18 protein-coding genes and 1 pseudogene are annotated in these 20,152 nt (G+C 53.9%); 12 read left to right on the forward strand and 7 right to left on the reverse strand.

The genetic code is table 11. The annotated features are described in order from the left end of the window. Nucleotides 1-57: 57 nt before the first annotated feature. Nucleotides 58-1,068, reverse strand: a complete 1,011-nt coding sequence (locus HB779_RS13815) for an iron ABC transporter substrate-binding protein (protein WP_188342936.1) — start codon at nt 1,066-1,068, stop codon at nt 58-60. A 301-nt stretch (nt 1,069-1,369) separates the two neighbouring features. On the opposite strand from HB779_RS13815, the gene HB779_RS13820 reads away from it, so the two are divergent. After that, nucleotides 1,370-1,663: a hypothetical protein gene (locus HB779_RS13820; protein WP_188342937.1), complete on the forward strand. Its 294-nt coding sequence runs from the start codon at nt 1,370-1,372 to the stop codon at nt 1,661-1,663. 47 nt (nt 1,664-1,710) lie between these two features. On the opposite strand, the gene HB779_RS13825 is transcribed toward HB779_RS13820, so the two are convergent. Then, complete coding sequence (locus HB779_RS13825) at nt 1,711-3,030, reverse strand: hypothetical protein (protein ID WP_188342938.1); 1,320 nt, start codon at nt 3,028-3,030, stop codon at nt 1,711-1,713. Nucleotides 3,031-3,245: 215 nt separating this feature from the next. Here HB779_RS13825 and HB779_RS13830 point away from each other — a divergent pair, with 215 nt between their 5' ends. Further along, nucleotides 3,246-3,890 carry a VOC family protein gene (locus HB779_RS13830; RefSeq protein ID WP_188342939.1) on the forward strand — a complete coding sequence of 215 codons (645 nt, stop codon included), beginning with the start codon at nt 3,246-3,248 and terminating at the stop codon, nt 3,888-3,890. 25 nt (nt 3,891-3,915) lie between these two features. On the opposite strand, the gene HB779_RS13835 is transcribed toward HB779_RS13830, so the two are convergent. After that, nucleotides 3,916-4,689 (reverse strand): GntR family transcriptional regulator, encoded by a 774-nt coding sequence (locus HB779_RS13835; RefSeq protein WP_188342940.1) that lies wholly within the window; start codon nt 4,687-4,689, stop codon nt 3,916-3,918. A gap of 95 nt (nt 4,690-4,784) precedes the next feature. On the opposite strand from HB779_RS13835, the gene HB779_RS13840 reads away from it, so the two are divergent. The 4 genes from HB779_RS13840 to HB779_RS13855 all read left to right on the forward strand — a co-directional run bounded on the left by HB779_RS13840 (nt 4,785) and on the right by HB779_RS13855 (nt 9,149). Next, nucleotides 4,785-6,314 carry a sugar ABC transporter ATP-binding protein gene (locus HB779_RS13840; RefSeq protein WP_371823928.1) on the forward strand — a complete coding sequence of 510 codons (1,530 nt, stop codon included), beginning with the start codon at nt 4,785-4,787 and terminating at the stop codon, nt 6,312-6,314. Further along, nucleotides 6,311-7,627, forward strand: coding sequence for an ABC transporter permease (locus tag HB779_RS13845; RefSeq protein ID WP_371823857.1), 1,317 nt, complete (start codon nt 6,311-6,313; stop codon nt 7,625-7,627). The genes HB779_RS13840 and HB779_RS13845 overlap by 4 nt, the downstream gene beginning before the upstream one ends. A gap of 122 nt (nt 7,628-7,749) precedes the next feature. After that, a complete protein-coding gene (locus HB779_RS13850; protein ID WP_244642648.1) occupies nt 7,750-8,649 on the forward strand; it encodes a substrate-binding domain-containing protein in 900 nt (299 codons plus the stop codon). A gap of 146 nt (nt 8,650-8,795) precedes the next feature. Next, the gene (locus HB779_RS13855; RefSeq protein WP_188342943.1) at nt 8,796-9,149 is read left to right on the forward strand and encodes a DUF1428 domain-containing protein; all 354 of its coding nucleotides are present in this window, start codon (nt 8,796-8,798) and stop codon (nt 9,147-9,149) included. A 70-nt stretch (nt 9,150-9,219) separates the two neighbouring features. Here HB779_RS13855 and HB779_RS13860 read toward each other — a convergent pair whose 3' ends face one another. The 3 genes from HB779_RS13860 to HB779_RS13870 are packed head-to-tail and all read right to left on the reverse strand — an operon-like array spanning nt 9,220 to nt 10,734. Beyond that, a complete protein-coding gene (locus HB779_RS13860) occupies nt 9,220-9,504 on the reverse strand; it encodes a hypothetical protein (protein ID WP_188342944.1) in 285 nt (94 codons plus the stop codon). Nucleotides 9,505-9,509: 5 nt separating this feature from the next. Further along, complete coding sequence (locus tag HB779_RS13865) at nt 9,510-9,986, reverse strand: DUF2127 domain-containing protein (RefSeq protein WP_188342945.1); 477 nt, start codon at nt 9,984-9,986, stop codon at nt 9,510-9,512. Between the two features lie 22 nt (nt 9,987-10,008). Further along, nucleotides 10,009-10,734: a hypothetical protein gene (locus HB779_RS13870; protein WP_244642366.1), complete on the reverse strand. Its 726-nt coding sequence runs from the start codon at nt 10,732-10,734 to the stop codon at nt 10,009-10,011. 266 nt (nt 10,735-11,000) lie between these two features. On the opposite strand from HB779_RS13870, the gene HB779_RS13875 reads away from it, so the two are divergent. Further along, nucleotides 11,001-12,281 carry a hemolysin family protein gene (locus HB779_RS13875; RefSeq protein WP_188342946.1) on the forward strand — a complete coding sequence of 427 codons (1,281 nt, stop codon included), beginning with the start codon at nt 11,001-11,003 and terminating at the stop codon, nt 12,279-12,281. 32 nt (nt 12,282-12,313) lie between these two features. Here HB779_RS13875 and HB779_RS13880 read toward each other — a convergent pair whose 3' ends face one another. Next, nucleotides 12,314-13,273 carry a helix-turn-helix transcriptional regulator gene (locus HB779_RS13880; protein ID WP_188342947.1) on the reverse strand — a complete coding sequence of 320 codons (960 nt, stop codon included), beginning with the start codon at nt 13,271-13,273 and terminating at the stop codon, nt 12,314-12,316. A 368-nt stretch (nt 13,274-13,641) separates the two neighbouring features. On the opposite strand from HB779_RS13880, the gene HB779_RS13885 reads away from it, so the two are divergent. The 5 genes and pseudogenes from HB779_RS13885 (at nt 13,642) to HB779_RS13905 (ending at nt 20,094) form a co-directional block, all read left to right on the forward strand. Then, nucleotides 13,642-14,346: an outer membrane protein gene (locus HB779_RS13885; protein WP_188342948.1), complete on the forward strand. Its 705-nt coding sequence runs from the start codon at nt 13,642-13,644 to the stop codon at nt 14,344-14,346. 60 nt (nt 14,347-14,406) lie between these two features. After that, complete coding sequence (locus tag HB779_RS13890; protein ID WP_188342949.1) at nt 14,407-15,591, forward strand: Hint domain-containing protein; 1,185 nt, start codon at nt 14,407-14,409, stop codon at nt 15,589-15,591. A gap of 382 nt (nt 15,592-15,973) precedes the next feature. Further along, nucleotides 15,974-16,374, forward strand: a pseudogene (locus tag HB779_RS13895) (nuclear transport factor 2 family protein). A 92-nt stretch (nt 16,375-16,466) separates the two neighbouring features. Beyond that, complete coding sequence (locus HB779_RS13900) at nt 16,467-18,743, forward strand: PAS domain-containing sensor histidine kinase (RefSeq protein ID WP_188342950.1); 2,277 nt, start codon at nt 16,467-16,469, stop codon at nt 18,741-18,743. Next, complete coding sequence (locus tag HB779_RS13905; protein WP_188342951.1) at nt 18,733-20,094, forward strand: sigma-54 dependent transcriptional regulator; 1,362 nt, start codon at nt 18,733-18,735, stop codon at nt 20,092-20,094. Before HB779_RS13900 ends, HB779_RS13905 begins: the two co-directional genes overlap by 11 nt. Nucleotides 20,095-20,152 lie beyond the last annotated feature (58 nt).

The raw sequence follows: 20,152 nt of genomic DNA on the forward strand, positions 1-20,152 counted from the left end.
CCCTGCAGGGCTCAAATGTCCGTGCAGGGGGTGTCTGGCCATGTTTTATACCTTTGATTACAGCAGGCCGGCCGCTGTCATCAGATCTGTAACCTTCTTGCTGTTGAGCTTGGAAGGTTCGACCTTTGGTGCCTGCAGATCGGCAAGCGGCACAAGAGCAGCATTAGATGCCGCATCCTTGCCAACGGCATATTCAAAGGAATCGCCGTCCTTGAGGATGGCCTGACCATCTTTGCCTGTGACCCATTTCAGGAATTTCTGGGCATCTTCCTTGTGCTTGCTGGAAGCCAAAACACCGCCGCCTGAAATGCTGACGAATGCGCCCGGATCCTGATGCTTGAAGTAGTGCAGGGATACATTCTTGGTGTTTTCGCCGGTTTTGGCTTTATCACCGAAGTAGTAATAGTGATAAATCACCGCGCCTTCGATTTCACCCGCATTGACGGCCTTCATTGCAACGCTGTTTCCCTTGTATGGAGTCGCATTTTCCTTGAGCACTTTCAACCACTTGGCTGTTGCTTCTTCACCTTTCAGTTCAAGCAATGCGCTGACGATGGCCTGAAAATCAGCACCGGCTGGCGCTGCGCCCCAACGGCCCTTCCAGCTGGCATCAGCAAGATCGAGAAGCGACTTTGGGAGCTTGTCTTCGGTCAGCTTGTTCTTGTCATAGGCAAATACAGTGGAACGGGCGGCAACGCCGGTCCAGCGGCCATGATCCGGGCGGAAATTGGCTGGTACCTGTTCAAGCACGGCTGGCTCCAGCGGCGCGAACAGCTTGGCATTATCGACCAGGACCATGGCTGGCGAGTTTTCCGTGAGGAACGCATCGGCAGGCGATGCAGCGCCTTCCTGAACGATCTGGTTGGCAAGCTCCATGTCCTTGCCATTGCGGATCGTGACCTTGATGCCGGTTTCCTTGGTGAAACCGTCAGCCCATGCCTGGGTCAAGCTTTCGTGCTGGGCGTTATAGACAACAATGCCATCGGCATTTTGCGCGAGAGCGGGAGCGGCAATCAGTGTAACCGCTAGCGCAGCAATGCTCGCAAATGTCGGGAAGGTGATTTTCATGAAAACCTCTTTGATTTGTATGGCTTGCAGGGCAAATTTCGGTCACGCCAGCAACAGACACCGGAATGATGGAGCCATACAAAACATGACATCAGAGGTCAACAATCTTTGATCGGTTTTTGCGGAGTGAAACAAGGATCACGCAAATGTTATACTAAGCTTTGGCTGCTGTGATTTGCTATATCAGTGAAAGAGGAATCTACTCAAATTGTCCGTTTTTCTGTTACCGCCAAGGCCAATGGCGTTCGCACTATCCGGACAGAAATCTGCCAAAAAACATCATAAAATCAGGGAGTGAGTCATGCCTTTTTCCAGCAGAGACCAACGCATCCACTCCACCACGGATTGGAACATCATGCAGAAGGCACATGATCAGGCATCAAAAATGCTCGATCGCTGCCCGAAAACCCATGCGCGTTGCAATCACCTCGCCAAGATTGTCATCGCTATCTACGAAAGCGGTGTACGCGATATTGACGAACTGGCGGTTATGGCCGCCAACCGCGAACTAAATGTTCTGGCCGAACACGGGCACTTTCGGCAGCCCTTTCGCTATCAACCTGCGGAAAAACACCCCAATACGCTTCACTCCTGAACAGTGATCTGAAACAGGCACTGCCTTTGCCGGTCTCTTGCTGCTGGTCAGGGTACTTTGGCGCCATGCACAGACAAGGGGCCAGGATAATACTTTGTGTCGAACCGGCACGGTTCACCATAGGTCGGCGCTTTCTGCTGGCAGATGCCATCGACTGACACAGGCGTGGGCTTCGTGCCCTTGTCAATCCAATCGGTCATTGACTGGAACAGCGCGGCATATTGCGGGGTCGAAAGTTTGCTATGTTCATGTTCGTCAGTGAATGTCTGGACGAGCAGATCGCCGTTGCCGGCTTTGGTGACCGTATCACGATAAACATTTTCAAATTCGACAGGCGCTGTCGGATCATCCTTGGCATGCATGGTCAGGGTCGGCAGCACAATCTGGCCGGTCAGATCACTGTCATAGGCGAGCAGACGCACACCCTCAGGATCAGCCGTGAAACGTTCAACGTCCTTGTTCAGGGCCGCATCATCGGTTGAGCCCTTATATTCCGCCGTCTGGTTGTCAAACGGGTTATGACCATCGAGCCGACGCCAGATCATGTCCTTGAATGTCATCGTGCCCCAGGCAAGATGAGCAGCGAGTGTTCTTTCGGGCACCGGAACAATGGCCAATATATTGGCGAGGTTTTGTTTCTGTTCAGGCGAACGCTGCTCAACCGGCAAATCGACGCCGGTGCAGGCATTCACCCGCGCATCCAGTTCCGAGCGCGGCATGTGCACGTCTTTCGGCAATCCCTGCCAAAGCGGATATTGCTGTTCGTCCGGCTTGGGGTTGTTGTGGCAATAATACTGATAGACAACGCGCAAATCAGCACGGGTATCGTAGGCGCGGGTTCCGCCTGCCAGAACGCCGCTTGTCAGAACCACGCCATTATAGACCCGGTCACCAGCACCGTTGATGGAATAAAGTTCGGCGATTTTGGCAGCAACATTGCCGCCCCAGGATTGACCGTGCAGGAGGGTGAGGCGAGGGCGGCCCAGCTTGTCCCACGCGATCAGACGAAGGTTTTCCGTGTCCTCGGCGGCCATGCGCACGCCATAGCCTTCACGCCGGTAGCTGGAACCAGCCCAGGCATAGCCTTCACTGACCGTAACAGCGAAACGTTCAAGATCCTCGACTGGATCATCAATATTCGGGCGGGAAAGACGTGGTCCGCCATGGGTATGAAGTACAAGAATGCCGTTCCAGTTTTTGGGGCGGGCAATCCAATAAAAGGCACCATTTTTATCCTGTCCGGAATAACAATCCGTATCTGCGGGCAGTTTTGCCGGACATTGGGCTGACTGCTGCGCCCCCGACGGGCCGGCAAATAGTCCAAAAGCGCAGGTGACGGTGGCCAACAGGATCAAACGACGCAACATCCAGTTTCTCCCTACGGCCAAACTGGTTTGGATTCGGCCTGTCGGTGGCAGCATTGCCGATAATGCGCGGAATTTCCAGCCGACAATATCATGCCCAGAGGCTGTGATTGACAATCAAGCACAGGCTGACATACCATTTTCATGCTGCGTAGGGCGCATCGACGCTGGGTCGAAAGGGCAATGCCCACCTTCGTCATGTAACCATAGATGCGCCCATGTCGAACCTCGAAAACCTCAAAAAACAGGCCAAGCAATATTTGCGCTGGCATCGCGAGCGGTATTTTCCGGTTGCCGCAGAAATCAGGGCTGCTTTGCCACGATTCCAGCATCTCGATGACAACCAGATACTGGCGGCAAGTTTCAAGCTCAGCGATGCGCAGGAACTGGTGGCCCGCCAAATGGGCTTCGAGGCGTGGCAGACGCTCAAATCAGAAGCCCATACCATGCATACGCAAGTCAAACCTGCCGCCCGCCCTGTTCTCAGTTCAACCTCGGCGCAACTATTCGTATCTGATATCAAGGCATCGTGCGATTTCTTCGTCGAAAAGCTTGGTTTCACCGTGGATTTTGTCTATGGCGAGCCGCCATTCTACGGGCAGGTGATCCGCGATAGCGCACGACTTGCCTTAAGGTTCGTCTGCGAGCCGGTTTTCGCTGGCGATATACGGCAACGGGAACACCTGCTCTCCGCTTCAATTACGGTTGATACGGCTGATGAAATCAAGCGTCTGTTCCTGGAGTTCCAGGCGACGGGCGTTTCGTTTCATCAGACACTGCGCAAAGAACCATGGGGTGCCCGGAACTTCATTGTTCTGGATCTGGACGGAAATCTGATCCTGTTTGCCGGGCCTTCGGAATAAAAGACCAGGGACTTCAGCAACGGTATTAGCTGGCGAATAGCTCCGGCCGTTTGGCCTGCAATTGCAGAAGCATTTTACCCATCTTGGAGATGTGATCTTCCATCGTAACTGCGGCGCGCTCAACGCTGCTGTCGGCAATGGCAGCGACAATCGCCTCATGTTCCTTCAAGGTTTCGATCATGCGCGTTTCGTAATGCAGGAGCAGACGGCGGACGCGGTCAATCTGACTGCGCTCTTTGGCGGCGATTTCGCGCAAGCCAACAAGCCCGGCCGCATCGCAGATCATGTCGTGCAGTTCTTCATCCAAGGCGTAAAACCGTTCGAAATCCTGAATATCCGCGGCCTTACGCTGATTTTTCAGATTGTTCTGGAGCTGTGCGACAACAGCAGCAGAACTACGCTCGGCGGCGCGCCGGATCGCTGCGGTTTCAAGTGCGACGCGCACGAACTGGGCAGTCTCGATCTTGTCGAGGCGCAAGCGTGCGACGAATGTGCCGGTCTGCGGATAAATCTCGACGAGACCTTCATCGGCGAGGCGGGCAATGGCGTCGCTGACAGGCGTGCGCGACACGCCAAGCTGCAGGGCAACAAGTTCCTTGCGGATGGCTTCACCCGGCGCGAGCTGTGATGAGATGATGGCTTGGCGCAGGATGGAATAGACCTGGTCTTTGCGGGTGACCGCGACGACTTTCTGCTCTCTAAAACTCTTGCCGCTCGATCCCAATTGCACGTCCAAAGCCCCCAAAACGCCCGGTTCAACGCCTGTCCGCTTCGTTTGTCTTTCCGGCAAACGAAGCATTTGACTCCTGTCCAATAACATCTAACATGTTACATATTAACTTGAAAGAATGTTTTGGGAGGAACATTTTGGATAGTCAGCTGCCGATCGTGTCGATGCGCGGCATCGCTAAGTCATTCGCTCATATTGTTGCCCTGCGCAGCATCGATCTCGACATTTATCCGGGCGAGATTCATGCGATCATGGGCGAGAATGGCGCGGGCAAGTCGACGCTTGTGAAAATCCTTAGTGGCGTCCACCGCCGCAGCGGCGGCGAAATGCTGGTGCGGGGCCGGGAAGTCGATTTCGCATCGCCCAAGGAGGCTGAACGCAATGGCATCGCCATCATCCATCAGGAACTCAATCTTATTCCAAGCCTGACTGTGTCCGAGAACATCTTTCTCGGGCGCGAGCCGCTTATTGCCGGATTGTTCATCGACAGAACCAGCATTGAGAAAAAGAGCACCGAACTGCTTGACAGGTTCGGTATCGATATTGATCCACGCGCGGATGTTGAAAACCTGCGTGTCGGCGAGCAGCAGCTTGTGGAGATTGCCCGGGCGCTGTCGCTCAAGGCCGATGTTCTGGTGCTGGACGAACCGACCTCGGCCTTGTCGGAATCCGAAGCGCAAAGGCTGGCGAGTTTCGTCCGGGAATTGGCGCGCAATGGCGTTGCTATTGTTTATATCTCGCACCGAATGAATGAAATCTTTGCCTTGGCGGACAAGATCACAGTTCTGCGCGACGGCAGTTTCATCGCCACAAGACGGGCGCAGGATCTGAGCGAGCGTGATCTGATCCGCATGATGGTCGGCCGCGAACTTGCAGCACCAGAACCCAAACCTGACATCTCGGACCGGCCGGTGGTGTTATCCGCACGCAATCTCGGCCTCAGGCGTCCCAATTCGCGCGGCAGCATGCACAATGTGGTCGATGATGTGAGTTTCGACCTGCATGCGGGAGAAATTCTCGGCATTGGCGGACTGCTCGGCTCCGGACGGACGGAAGTGCTGGAGCTGATTTTCGGTGCGGCGAGCGGAGAGCGGACTGGCACAGTGATACGGAGTGGTGCGAGCATCGACGCCCGTTCGCTGACGCCGCGCCGTTCGGTGGCAAAGGGCATCGCTTTCCTGACCGAAGACCGTAAGGGCACAGGCCTCCTGATGGATGCTGATATCCGGTCCAATGCTGTGTTGCCGTCCCTGCCATGGATTGCGCCGTTCGGCTGGGTTAATCGCCTGCGCGAAAATCCGGTGGCCGAGCGTGTGATCAAGGCCATGCGCGTGCGCTGCGACGGACCGCAGCAGCGGATCGATCAACTGAGTGGCGGCAATCAGCAAAAAGTTGTCTTGGGCAAATGGCTGCAAACGCGGCCTAACGTTGTGCTTCTGGATGAACCAACACGCGGTATCGATGTGGGTGCCAAGGATGAAATCTACGAGCTTCTGAAAAAGTTGGCCCAATCGGGCGTTGCAGTCATCATGGTCAGTTCGGAATTGCCGGAGCTTCTGGCTTTGTCCAGCCGCATCCTTGTGATGTGCGAGGGCAAGGCCACCGGTATTATCGAAAGTGCCGAGTTTTCCGAAGAGCGGGTGATGGAACTGGCAACACCTCTGGGCGCGGCACTGTCGAGGCACGCGGCATGACCGAAACAAGCGAGCAGACAATGCCAACACCGCACAACAACCTCGACCGGTTCAAACGCATATTGAATGCAACCAAACTCTACTGGGGACTGGTACTTTTGTTTGTTGTCGGCGTGCTCTCGTCGCCGCTCTCCTCCAAGGGGCACAATATCTTTTTGTCCTACGGCAATATTTCCGATGTATTCCGGCAAATCTCCGTGACCGGAATTACCGCTGTCGGCATGACCCTGGTGATCCTTATTGCCGGTATTGATCTTTCGGTTGGGTCAGTTCTCGCGCTTGGTTCCGTTGTCTGCGCCATGCTTTTGACCAATGAGGGCTGGTCAGCCGCCTATTCCATCGGTGTCCCCGCCATTTTTGTCCTGGCATTTCTCGTCATTCTTGGAACTGCGCTGTTTCTGGTCAGGGCACGCAGCCACGCTGCCGGCAAGCTGCAGGATGACCAGCCACAGTTAATCGGCACGGTTGCATTGATCGCGCTCGTTGCCGCTGCGGCCATTGCCTGGTGGGTCGCATCGGGTTCGCAGATCAAAGCCGGTGTGTTGCTCGTCCTTCTTGTGGTTCCGGCCGTCGGGTTCCTGCTGGGCATGGTCAATGGCTTGGTCATCGTGGGAGGCCGCTTGCAGCCGTTTATCGTGACCTTGGCTATGATGGTGGCCGGATTGGGCATTGCGCGGCTGACGGCCGGTCAAAACACCGCCGTCTGGCCCGTCTATACCGGCAGCAATGCAACGGCGGATTTCGAATTTCTGCGTTCGCTGATCTTTGGCCTGATCCCTGTGCCGGGGTTGATTTTCGCCGGGATCATCATCCTGTTCTGGATCGTGCTCAAATACACGAAATTCGGACGTTATATCTATGCCATTGGCGGCAACGAAGAGGCTGCGCGCCTCGCAGGTGTGCCCGTGTGGCGGGTGAAAATCACCGTTTACGCTATTTCAGGTTATCTCGCGGCGCTGGCCGGCATTCTCTACGTCGCGCAATACCGGCAGGGCAAACCCGATGCAGGAATGGGGCTGGAGCTTGATGCGATCGCCGCAGTTGTCATTGGCGGAACCAGCCTGATGGGCGGACGCGGCTCGATGATTGGCACATTGGTTGGCGTGCTGATCTTCGGCTTTCTCAGCAATATTCTGCAACTCAACAATATCGACAGCAATACGCAACTGGTGCTCAAGGGCATCATCATCATTGTCGCCGTGCTGCTGCAGGAGCGCCGCTCCAGCGGATGGCTGTTCTTCCTCTCCCAGGTCATGACAGCCAGTCCTTCGAAGAAATCCGCGCCTGACAAGCCAGAGAGCCGGCAGAAGTAACCGGCAAGGGCGCGGGGTGAATCAATGGAAATGAGAGAAAATCAGGGAGGAAGATCATGACTTTGACGCGCAGACATTTTGCCAAATTGGCATTGGCTACCGCTTTTATCGCGCCGCTGGCGATGCATATGTCCGTGGCGCAAGCCAAGGACAAATACGTTATCGGTTTCAGCCAGACCACCACCGTTGAGCCGTGGCGGGTACAGTTCAACAAGGATCTGGCAGCTGAGGCCAAGAACCATCCGAATGTGGAACTGCTGGTTGCCGACGGTCAGGACAAGACCGAAAAACAGGTGGCAGACGTCGAAAACTTCATCCGGCAGGAAGTTGATGCCATTTTGATTTCGCCAAAGGAATCCGCCGGACTGACCGGCGTTGTGGAAAAGGCCATGGATGCAGGAATCCCTGTCATCGTGCTCGACCGTAACGTCGATACCGAAAAATATACCCAGTGGATCGGCGGCGACAATGTCGTCATCGGCGAAGCGGCCGGACAACATGCGGTGGAATTGCTTGGTGGCAAAGGCAAGGCCAAAGGAACTGTTGTCGAGATATGGGGTGGTCTGGGAACCCAGGCCAGCCATGATCGCAGCAACGGTTTCCATAAATATACCGATGCGGAGAAGGGCATCACCTATCTTCTGGACAAGCAATCCGGCGACTGGAAGCAGGACCAAGCGTATAACATCATGGCAACAGCCCTGCGCAATCACGAGGACATTAGTCTCGTCTACGGTCACAATGACCCGATGGCCTATGGTGCCTATCTCGCTGCCAAGGATGCGGGCCGCGAGAAGAACATCCTGTTCCTCGGCGTCGACGGCCTGCCGAATGAAGGCGTGCAGTGGGTCAACAAGGGGGAACTCGCCGCCACGTTCCTTTATCCGACACCCGGCGCTGAAGGATTGCGGCAAGCGTTGAAGGTGCTGGCAGGTGAGAAGGTGGAAAAGAAGATCGTTCTGCCGACCGAGACCATCACCAAGAAAAATGCTCCGGATATTTTGAAGAAGAACGGACTTTAACAGGCCGCAGCCCAGTTGAGAGCAGTACCCGCTTCCCATGGAGGCGGGTATTGATCTTCATTGGTGAAAAAATTTCAGACTGCCTGTCGGAACTGCATGTCCTCAATCGTCTTATACTCAACAGAGGAAGAAAAGAGGAGACTGATATGTCCTATGTCGATGGTTACATACTCGCAGTGCCGAAGGAAAAGATTGAGGCCTACAAGGCAATGGCCCGGGCAGCAGGCGATGTCTGGAAAGAATTTGGCGCGCTTGCCTATGTCGAGTGCATTGGCGACGATGTGCCTTATGGCGAACTCACATCGTTTCCGCGTGCCGTGCAGGCGACGGACGATGAGATCGTTGTGTTCTCGTGGATTGTCTATAATTCCCGCGAAGAGCGCGACGAGATCAACAAGAAGGTGATGACCGATCCGCGCATGGCACCGGACAAATGGGATATGCCGTTCGACGGGAAGCGTATGATCTATGGCGGCTTCCGGCCTTTCGTCGAACTTTAGGCCAGACTTTATTACGTGATGCGTATCTGTCACCCGGCCAGTGGCCGGGTTGCGTTCGTTGTTGACTTGTCTAGCTACCGATCAGGTTTAAGCCGATAATTACAACGGCATAGGCCAGACACGGAATGAACCAAAGAAGCGCCCACGCACCCAGCTTTTTAAAAGTGAGCCATGCACCGATCGGGCCGGCGAGGGCGCAGACCGGCCAGCCGCACATTGTGTAGAAAAATATCAACGCTTCACGGGTGACGCCGCCATCGCTTGCCATAACCGAAAAGCCAACAAAGAGGACAGCAAGTGGAAGCAGCAGCAGGCAGACAACAGTGCCCAATATCATCAATGCTTTTGTCACCATGCCGCTCAACTCAAAGTTTTACGCTGCCGAACCAATCCATATTCGTGCCAGATCAATACCATGATGAACAGATCGAAGACAGTCAGCACGAGCAATACGCTGCTCTGGGTATAGGAGTAACGATAGAGTTGATAAGCAATAAACAGCCCGAGAACGAAGAGTGAGAGCGGATAGGCCCAGAGTTTGTTTTTCAGCAGGGCGATCACCAGCAACGCCTTGATCAGTCTGTGGCTCAGAAGGTAGAACGCGTAGAAATGCTGACTGCTGACGGAGAAACCCTCCGCCATTTTCATAAGATGAGTGGCAATATAGTCATCCGGGTCATTGACCAGTCGCGTCTGCGTAAATGTGTCCACGAGCGATCTGATACGTGCGGTGTTGATAAAAACCAGCAGCAGACCGCCAATGCATTCGATCAGCGCATGTGTACCCTTGAATAGAATGCTGATCTGAAAAATTTGATGAATGCGTGTCTCGTTCATGCATCTTTCCGCTGCGGCCTGTTCACGCGAGGATATTCACCGCCCGGGCCGCGACAAGAGCAATCGTCAAAAGCGACAGCCCTGATTCCGCAATCATCAACAGTTTTGCACGTGGCGATAGGGGCATTGTGTCGGTGGGAGAAAACGCCGTCGCATTGGTGAAGGACAGGTAGAGATAGTCGATGAACCCCGGTGACCAATCCTTGAAGTGCTCGTCAGGGATCGACATTTGCGGAAACAGGAAATCACCATAGGGTTTCGAAGACAGCCCGCGACTGGCCGGACCGCCGCGATCGATGCTCCAGAACCACAGCGTAAACGCGATGACATTGGTGACCCATACATTCACAGCATCGATCAGCAGGGTTTGCGCCGACCCGGCATGACCGCCGAGCAATGCCTGGACCAGAAAATACAGAGCAACAAAATTCATGACCGTAATCAGTACCGTCAAGGCGAGAGCCGCGCGTCGAATGAGCCTGCGGGACCGGCTGACAAGATGAAAATGCGCTTCCGTCGTTGCCTGACTGGCCTGTGTCTGCACCCATGCAGTAGCCACCGAGAGCGGCGCCAGCAAAAGCAGCTCGACGAGAGGGGCAAGCCAACGCGGGCCCCATGAAAAGTCATTGACCAGCAACAATTGCAATGCCGCCACAACGACGACAGAGCCTCGGGCCATCCAGAAATCCAGCGCGTGGGTGCGTAGCGCCATATGCTTCTGACGATAATCGGCATTCGCTGTTTGCACGTTTGTGATCCTTTACGCTGGAAAACAGCTGGATGATGAAGGGGCTTTAAAAAGGGTAGGCAGGCCAGATGTTCTAAAACAGCGACGAACGCCCAAATCAGGCCAATAATATGGCGTGTGCACGAAGGGCCATCATCGTGCAGAGAACGTGATTAGGCCAAATGAAATGCTTGGTTTAAGTCAACCGAGGTCATAGATTACCGCGAGTCAGGGGGATAATCTTTCTGACTTATGATGATCCCGTCCGAGAGGCGCTTTTAAGACCGATGTTTGAATTATTTGTCGTTGCATTCCTGATTGTTCTCAATGGTGTTTTTGCGCTTTCCGAACTTGCGGTCGTCTCGGCCAGAAAGGCGCGCCTTGAGATGCTTGCGGATCGCGGCATTGCCGGTGCACACGCCGCAATTGCACTTTCGCAGAATCCGGGCAAGTTTCTGTCAACGGTTCAGATTGGCATAACACTTGTCGGCATTATTGCCGGTGCCTTTTCCGGGGCAACCCTTGGCTCCCGCATGAGTGCAGTTCTCGCTTCCTTTGGCGTTCGGGCAGATATTGCCGAGATTGGCGGGTATATCCTCATTATTGGCATCATCACATATCTCTCGGTTATTATCGGGGAACTGGTTCCCAAACATTTGGCGCTGAAAAACCCTGAGCGGATTGCCTGCTTTATTGCGCGTCCGATGAATATTCTGTCGCGGGTCGCTGCACCCGCCGTGTGGCTTCTCGATGCATCGACGCGCGGCGTCTTCAGGCTGCTCGGCATTTCGACAGCCTCGCAAAGTGCAATTACCGACGAGGAAATCCTGACGATCGTTGCGGAAGCCGGCAGTACAGGGGTGATCGAAGAAGCCGAACGCTCCATGATCTCGGGCGTCATTCGCCTCGGTGATCGCAGTGTTCGCGCCGTTATGACGCCGCGCACGGAAGTGGAGATGATCGGTGTCGACGAAGACACTGCGTCCATCAAGTTGAAGTTGATCGGGGCAAACCACGCCTGCCTTCCTGCCTTTGATGATGACCGCGACAATGTTATCGGGGTTGTCATGTTGAGAGATATGATCGAGCCCATGCTCTCGGGTTCCGCCATTTCGATACGGCAATATGTCCGCAACGCGCCGGTGATACCTGATACTCTCGATGCATTGGATGCCCTCAAGGCACTTCGGGAAGCCGATGTGCCGATGGCGCTCGTTCATGATGAATATGGTCACTTCGAAGGTCTATTGACGCCCGCTGATATTCTGGATGCGATTGCTGGTGCTTTCCGTTCCGACGAGGATCAGGCTGAACCCGAAGCCGTTCGCCGCGAGGATGGATCATGGCTGCTGGCGGGTTGGATGCCAGCCGACGAAATGGCGGATCTGCTTGATATTTCGATACCGGAAACACGGCATTATGAAACCGTTGCGGGGTTTGTGATCCACCATCTTGAAAGAATTCCGCATACGGGCGAAGCCATTGCGTATGAAAACTGGCGTTTTGAAGTGGTTGATCTCGATCATCGCCGCGTGGACAAGGTTTTGGCGTCGCGCTTGCCTTCATGAGATGGCAATAAAACTGCCTCAGGGCCAATTGCCTATATGTGCTTGTCGCGAAAGCGGATCATATCCGATGGACTTGTTCCATAGGCATTGCGGTAGAGTAAAGAGAAGCGGCTCGGGCTGGAAAAACAAAGCTGAAATGCCAGATCAGCCATGCTGGTGACATTGCCGCCTAGAATAGCGTCATAGGCCATCGATAGCCGGTATTCGCACAAAAGCTGCATCGGGGTTTTATCCCAATGCTCCTTAAACGCGTGCTGAAGCGCGCGGGGACTACATCCGGCAGCATCGGCGATTTGATCCAGCGTAATGGCGGTGCGCATATTCGCGCGCATGAATGCCTCGGCCCGCGTCACCGAGCGTGGTGCTATCCGCTTGATCCCGGATTTGCTCGTTGCGCCTGGAGTATCTGGACGCGTCATAACAAGCTTTGCCAGAAGCAGGCGTTCGTACACACCGTTAAAAGCCTCGCGCATCGAATGCGTGGCTGAGGAAAGATCTTCGCTCACGTGGCACAATGTCTGGTAGAGAGCGGTTGCGCCACCAGCACGAAATTCATAGAGCGGGGCAAAAGCACTGTCCTGAATATAGGGCCGCCGCATTAACCGTTCGAAATGAACGCGCAACGTCGGTAGAGGGACCCGGTAAATGATCCAGGCGCTGCCGGGATGTATCCGTGCCTTGATATCCGTATGGTCGATAACTTTCGTCGCAGTGCCAGCTTTAACAATCTGAATTTTACGGCTTTTCGTATCAACAAGCTCAAGTGCCCCCTTGAGCATAAAAATGAAACTCAATGTGGAAGAGGCACCATTCGAAAGAACTTCAAGGCTTTCGATCGTCTCACCGTGGAGGATCGAGGTTTGCAGCAGCGTAAGCCCGTGATGCCTGTAGCTGTTGATATTCTGGTTGTGTGTATGAGCGGGCCATTGCCAAGCTTCTCTTTGCTTTCCCGAAAGAGAATTTAAAGTACATTCACCAGAATTATCGTACATGCACTCTCCATCATCCCATAAACACTGCGTATCGTTACGATAACGCATGTAATCCAGTGTATTATTAAGAGTAATTAACAGAGAGATGCGCGTAACTATTGTTATGCACACGATGAACTTAATATAACTAATAAGATCATATTCAATGTATGACGTAAATGAATAATTTTACACCTCAAAATATATAATTCACGATATTGTGAATGTAATTGTGAACTATAAATTTCGATTCATATTTCAATACGATTTGTGGTCATTGTGCTACATATAACGATTCTATTTTCATCAGTAATACTCATATAATTCTATCAATATGATTCTCTTTATGTATTTTTCTAATAGTGATTGTTGATACTAAAGGGTGGGTCATGAATAAATCAATTTTATCAGGATTGTTGTTCCTGTGTCTATTATCGCCCTCCACAGTTTATGCTGCGGATGCTGTTGCAGATACTGCTTCTCCGGAACCACTGCTTGCCGAACCTTCGTTTACATGGACAGGTTTCTATGCCGGTGTGAATGCGGGCTATGGTTTTGGCGGTGATGATCGTGTTGGTCTTCGTACCGGCGGTATATTTCGCGGTAGTATCGGTGACCTGGAAAATAGCGGTTTTCTTGGCGGCGCCCAAATCGGCTACAACTATCAGATCAACAATATAGTTCTGGGTCTCGAAGCCGATTTTCAAGGCGGCGACATCAACGATGATCTCTCGACGGCATTTTTGGGATCGGAAGTCGATGCCCATTCCAAAATCAACTGGTTCGGCACCGTCCGTCCCCGTCTTGGTTATGCGTTTGATCGAACCATGATCTATGGCACGGGCGGTTTGGCCTACGGAAATGTCAAATACTCCGTTTCCATTGACGATGTGAATGACATCGAAAGCAGCAAGACGCGTGCGGGCTGGACTGCCGGGGCAGGGGCTGAGCATGCATTCACAGATCATCTGACCGCCAAACTTGAATATCAGTACATCAATTTGGGCAGCCGCAAGATCGGTGACGACGTATTGTCGACAGAGGCAACGTCTGACTTCCACAGCGTACGCATCGGTCTGAACTACAAGTTCTGAACCAGCCAATTCTAGGGACGAAACAACAAACTCGTAACTCTTAACAGAGAGGGATTAGCTATGGCTCTTTTAAACGTTCAACTCTTGAATGGGTCTACCACCACCATAGATTCCACCAATGCCAGTTCGGGTGACACCGTAAGCCTTGGTCTGGTTTCAAACGCCACGCTTATCGTTGACGGCGTCAATGTGGATATTACATCTTTTGCAGGCGTCAGTGGTCTTTCATCGACGACGTTGCAGGTTGTCAATGGCGCCAACCTGACTGTCAGCGCTCAACTTGCTTCTATCGGTGCCGGCTCCACATTCAACTACCAGATTGGCGCAGGCAGCTCCCTGACGATCAATGCGGCCGCTATCAGCGTTGAAGTTCTGCAAACAGCAATCGTGGATTTTGCCAACGCTGCAGGAACGGGGCATTTCACCTATTCGCCGTCCACCGTATTGGCACTGCCCCTCAGCCTGGTTCCAACCATCGTCAATGTACAAAACGGCGATCAGGTTACTGTCGTCGGCGCAAGCAGCGTCACTAGGGTCAACGACACGATTACATTCAACGGCGTCGGACTTCTGGGGCTCGGAAGCGTTTCCTATGCCATTCCTCCTGGGGCAACATATTCCTATAACAATACCACTGATACTTTGACATTCCTCACACCATGCTTCCTGCGCGGTACAATGATCGCAACGCCTGCTGGCGAGGTCCCCGTGGAATATCTGAGGGAAGGTGATCTTGTACTCAGTTTGAACCATGGAGCCGTGGCGGTGAAATGGATCGGCAGCAGGACGCTTGATCCAAAGGCAATGGACAAACCCCGCGATGAACTGCCGGTCCGTTTCCAAGCCGGAGCAATCGCGGAGAATACGCCGCATCGCGATCTGTTCGTTTCACCTGACCATTGCATGTTCATTGACGGGGCACTTGTGCCCGCCAAGCTCCTGATCAATGGCACGACTGTTACTCAACCTATTATCCTCAACCCGATCGATTATTTCCACGTCGAACTCGAAGAACATGATGTGATTTGGGCGGAGGGGGCACAGGCCGAGACTTATCTTGATCTTGGCAACAGAAATGTATTCCTCGAACCCGGCGTGCTGCAATTCACATCGCAGAATGCCAAGGCAGTAAAAGCTTGTTATCCCTTTGCCTATTGGGGGGCAGCAGTTGACAATGCCCGCGCCTTGCTCGCCGAACGGGAGCCTATTCTCGGCTATGGCGTAGAGGAAGCGAAAGCGTCGTAAAAGCCCGCGCAATCAGTCATAGGCCGTGCCGTAAAAACCGGCGCGGCCTATTTGATTTTGTCCCGCCAAAACTATCGCAAGACAACGTGCAGGACGATGGATTTCCCGTTGCCATGCCGTTCCACCCATAGCTAAGCTCCGGAAACGTGAATTGGAGAGGGTTTCCATGGCACAGGGAATTGCGGTTGCGGTACTATCCGTATTTCTTATGGTGTTGAAGGCAGTTCCGTGGGCCAAGTCGGCCTCCAATGGCGATTGGGGCACACCTCTTGGTGAACAGCTGTCAGAATGTCGCTGTTGAAGCTTGTGCGCTTCCGATTGAGTCCTTTAAGTTTGACGGGCACAATCCGGTAATTCGATACAAGGACCAATCCGTCAAATCATGAAGGAAGCAGATACATTATTTAATCCCGTTGAGGCGGTCCGGCGCTACCACGAGGCCATCAACCAGTTTGATTTCGATGTCATCAGCGGCTGGTTCGCGCCAGATGCGCTGTATGTTTCAAACGGCATCGGCGAGATCGCCGGTAGAGAATCGATAATGGCGGCCTTTCGGAAATATTTCTCGGTGTTTTCCGATCAGGTTGCCGAAGATGACCTGATCGAATCCCTATCATCCCATGCCGCCCGTTCGCTTTGGAGGCTCACGGCAACACACTTTGAAACAGGTGAGATATCCAGACGCTCCGGTCCGAAACCATCATTTTCAATGAGAATGGAAAGATTATCCGCGTCGATGTTCAGGACAAGGCCGATGGGGTCGCAGCGTCAGAATTGAGCTAGTGAATCACTTACGCACAATTTTCGAGGAGGGGGCGTTGCATTTCCGCCACAATGTGTTGCATGAGTGCAACGTGGTTGGGATGACATAAGCGATGCTCTTATCAAATTCGGTCAATCTGTTCGGGGGTTCTGTGGGCACCGCGTCAAGCGGCAACACACAGCGCTTTTATTCCCGCATCGGAATTGTGACCGTTATTCTGGCATTGCTGACAACAGGCGTCACATTTTTCGTTCTCACAGGAATGACGCCGGTTCACCCAGAAAGTCGGGTCACGTTTTTCTTGACCGGTATCAATGCGATACTGATTCTCGCACTGATCATATTGATTGGCCGCGAAATTTACCGGATCAGCCAGGCCAGAAATCGAGGCAAGGCTGCGGCGCGCCTGCATGTGCGTCTGGTTGTGCTGTTCTCGCTCGTGGCGGCGGTTCCGGCAATGCTTGTTGCCATTGTGGCATCGGTAACGCTTGACCTCGGGCTCGACCGCTGGTTCGAGATGCGGACCACGACAATTGTCAATTCATCCATCAGTCTCGCCAATTCCTATATTCAGGAGAGCGCCCGCAATCTTCAGGGCACAACTCTGGAGATGGTGAGCGACGTCGATTCGCAACGCAGCCTGTATAATCTTGATCGCAGCAATTTCACCCGCTTCCTGACGCAACAGGCATTGGGGCGCGGATTGATTGCCGCGTCCCTTATCCGGTCAAATGGCGATACGGCCGTGCGCGCCAATATCCCCACGACGATAACCATTCCTGCGGTCGCCAAATCGATCCTCAACACTGCCGAGGATGGGAAGCCGGTTTTGATACCGCCGGAACAGACCAATCTTTTGAGTGCAGTGATCAAGCTGCAGGAAATACCGGATATGTTCCTCTATACGGTACGTCCTGTGGATGGTGACATTCTCAATTCCATGCGCGCGATGGAGGCCAACACGCCGGAGTCACAAAAGCCTGTTGCCAATGGTTTCAGCACCCAGATCCTGTTTGCGCTTTTGTATTTCGGCTTGACCTTGACGCTGCTGCTCTCCGCCATCTGGACCGGCATTGCCGTGGCAGACAGGCTGGTGCGCCCCATTCGCCTGTTGATCGGCGCTGCGGACGATGTCGCAACCGGCAATCTTGATGTTGCCGTGCCGGTCCGCCGGTCCGACGGCGATGTCGGTTCTTTATCGCAGACTTTCAATACGATGGTGCGTCAGCTGGGAACACAGCGCCACGATCTTGTCGCGGCGAAGGATCAGATCGATGAACGGCGGCGCTTTTCCGAAGCTGTGCTGTCCGGCGTGACTGCCGGCGTAATCAGCGTGAACGGCGATGGCGCGATCGGCATTATGAACCGTTCCGCTGAAACCATGTTCGAGCTTGATCCCCTGACGGCGGTGGGCAAGAACCTGACGGCGCTTGTTCCGGAAATTGGGCTCGTCTTCGAAGTCGCCCACGCCACGGGCCGATCCGTATACCGCGAGCAGGTTTCCATGTCGCGCCGCGGCAGTGCGCGCACGTTCAATGTTCAAATCACCGTCGAAGATGCCGACCTGATCGATCACTCCTACGTGGTGACAATCGATGACATTACCGATCTGGTCGAGGCACAGCGCTCATCGGCTTGGGCCGATGTGGCACGGCGTATCGCCCACGAAATCAAGAACCCGCTGACACCAATCCAGCTTGCCGCCGAGCGCATTCGCCGCCGCTATGGCAAGGTGATCACCGAGGATCGTGAGGTCTTTGACCAATGTACGGAAACCATCATCCGGCAGGTTGGCGATATCGGCCGCATGGTTGACGAGTTTTCATCCTTTGCCCGCATGCCAAAGCCGGAAATCAAGGCGGTGGACCTGCGCGAAGCGCTGCGGGAAGCCTCGTTTCTTGTGGAAGTCAGCCGCAGCGATATCCGCTTCGAACGCGACTTTGGCAATGTCCCGCTTATCGGACAGTTTGACGTCCGCCTTATCGGTCAAGCCTTTGGAAACGTCATCAAGAATGCAGCGGAAGCAATAGAATCCGTTGTTAAAGAAGGATTGGGCGAGGGGCATATCCGCGTCCGGTCTCGGCAGGACGAAGACTCTCTCATTGTTGAAATTACCGACAATGGCAAAGGCCTGCCACGCGAACACCGGCAGCGTTTGCTCGAACCCTATATGACCACACGCGAAAAAGGCACCGGCCTTGGCCTCGCAATTGTCAAAAAGATTGTTGAAGAACATGACGGTCAAATTGAATTGCATGACGCGCCGCAAGATTTCTACGGGGGTCGTGGTGCGATGATCCGCATGGTCTTTCCAACAGTACATACCGCTACACAGACAGCCGAAAACAACAACCAATCGGCGAAACAGGTGAATTCAAATGGCATCTGACATTCTTGTCGTCGACGATGAAGTCGACATCCGCGAGCTTGTTGCAGGAATATTGAGCGATGAAGGCCACGAAACACGCGTGGCGTCCGACGCGGACAGCGCGCTGGCGGCGATCGATGATCGCATTCCACGCCTGATTTTTCTGGATATCTGGATGCAGGGCAGCCGCCTTGACGGTCTTGCCTTGCTGGACGAGATCAAGAGCCGTCATCCCGATATTCCAGTCGTGATGATTTCCGGCCACGGCAACATCGAAACCGCCGTCTCCGCCATCCGGCGCGGCGCCTATGACTTTATTGAAAAGCCCTTCAAAGCCGATCGTTTGATCCTGATTGCCGAACGGGCGCTGGAAACGTCGAAACTGCGCCGCGAGGTTTCTGACCTGCGCAAGCGTTCAACCGAAAGCTTCGAACTGCTCGGTTCATCGCTTTCGATGAACCATTTGCGCCAGACCATCGAGCGTGTCGCGCCAACCAACAGTCGTATCATGATCACCGGACCATCCGGTGCGGGTAAGGAACTCACCGCGCGTGCCATCCATGCGCTGTCGGCCCGTTCCAAAGGACCGTTCGTCAATCTGAATGCCGCGACCATCACGCCGGAGCGGATGGAAGTCGAGCTTTTCGGCACTGAATCCGATGGCGGCGAGCGCAAGGTTGGCGCACTGGAAGAAGCGCATGGCGGCATACTTTATCTCAATGAAATTGCCGATATGCCACGCGAAACGCAGAACAAGATCCTGCGTGTTCTGGTCGATCAGCAGTTTGAACGGGTTGGAGGCACCAAGCGGATCAAGGTGGATGTGCGCATCATTTCCTCCACCGCCCAGAACCTTGAGGCTATGATTGCCGAAGGCCGTTTCCGTGAAGACCTGTTCCACCGGTTGGCCGTTGTTCCCGTTATCGTGCCGCCCTTGGCGGACCGGCGCGACGATATCCCGGCACTCGTTGAGTTCTTCATGACGCAGATTGCCGATCAGGCAGGCATCAAACCGCGTAAAATTGGTCCTGATGCCATGGCGGTGCTGCAATCGCATTCCTGGCCGGGCAATATCCGTCAGTTGCGCAACAACATTGAGCGGCTCATCATTCTGGCGCGTGGCGATGATCCTGAAGCGGTTATCACTGCGGATCTGCTGCCTGCGGAAATCGGCGATACCTTGCCGAAGGCGCCAACAGAATCCGATCAGCACATCATGGCCTTGCCGCTGCGGGAGGCACGTGAGCGCTTCGAGAAGGAATATCTCATTGCGCAGATCAACCGCTTTGGCGGCAACATTTCCCGGACTGCGGAATTTGTCGGCATGGAACGCTCCGCACTACACCGCAAGTTGAAATCCCTCGGCGTTTAACCAAGGGAAAGTCGCGACCAAATACGTGCTGTGCAGCAGTATTTGGTTGCGGCTCCGC

Source organism: Phyllobacterium sp. 628, from assembly GCF_014189505.1.
In the GTDB taxonomy this organism is placed as follows: Bacteria; Pseudomonadota; Alphaproteobacteria; order Rhizobiales; family Rhizobiaceae; genus Phyllobacterium.

Coding starts and splice junctions, on each gene's coding strand:
- HB779_RS13815 (WP_188342936.1), bottom strand. CDS start 1,068: ATGAAAATCACCTTCCCGACATTTGCGAGCATTGCTGCGCTAGCGGTT.
- HB779_RS13820 (WP_188342937.1), top strand. CDS start 1,370: ATGCCTTTTTCCAGCAGAGACCAACGCATCCACTCCACCACGGATTGG.
- HB779_RS13825 (WP_188342938.1), bottom strand. CDS start 3,030: ATGTTGCGTCGTTTGATCCTGTTGGCCACCGTCACCTGCGCTTTTGGA.
- HB779_RS13830 (WP_188342939.1), top strand. CDS start 3,246: ATGTCGAACCTCGAAAACCTCAAAAAACAGGCCAAGCAATATTTGCGC.
- HB779_RS13835 (WP_188342940.1), bottom strand. CDS start 4,689: ATGCTTCGTTTGCCGGAAAGACAAACGAAGCGGACAGGCGTTGAACCG.
- HB779_RS13840 (WP_371823928.1), top strand. CDS start 4,785: ATGCGCGGCATCGCTAAGTCATTCGCTCATATTGTTGCCCTGCGCAGC.
- HB779_RS13845 (WP_371823857.1), top strand. CDS start 6,311: ATGACCGAAACAAGCGAGCAGACAATGCCAACACCGCACAACAACCTC.
- HB779_RS13850 (WP_244642648.1), top strand. CDS start 7,750: ATGCATATGTCCGTGGCGCAAGCCAAGGACAAATACGTTATCGGTTTC.
- HB779_RS13855 (WP_188342943.1), top strand. CDS start 8,796: ATGTCCTATGTCGATGGTTACATACTCGCAGTGCCGAAGGAAAAGATT.
- HB779_RS13860 (WP_188342944.1), bottom strand. CDS start 9,504: ATGGTGACAAAAGCATTGATGATATTGGGCACTGTTGTCTGCCTGCTG.
- HB779_RS13865 (WP_188342945.1), bottom strand. CDS start 9,986: ATGAACGAGACACGCATTCATCAAATTTTTCAGATCAGCATTCTATTC.
- HB779_RS13875 (WP_188342946.1), top strand. CDS start 11,001: ATGTTTGAATTATTTGTCGTTGCATTCCTGATTGTTCTCAATGGTGTT.
- HB779_RS13880 (WP_188342947.1), bottom strand. CDS start 13,273: ATGTACGATAATTCTGGTGAATGTACTTTAAATTCTCTTTCGGGAAAG.
- HB779_RS13885 (WP_188342948.1), top strand. CDS start 13,642: ATGAATAAATCAATTTTATCAGGATTGTTGTTCCTGTGTCTATTATCG.
- HB779_RS13890 (WP_188342949.1), top strand. CDS start 14,407: ATGGCTCTTTTAAACGTTCAACTCTTGAATGGGTCTACCACCACCATA.
- HB779_RS13900 (WP_188342950.1), top strand. CDS start 16,467: ATGCTCTTATCAAATTCGGTCAATCTGTTCGGGGGTTCTGTGGGCACC.
- HB779_RS13905 (WP_188342951.1), top strand. CDS start 18,733: ATGGCATCTGACATTCTTGTCGTCGACGATGAAGTCGACATCCGCGAG.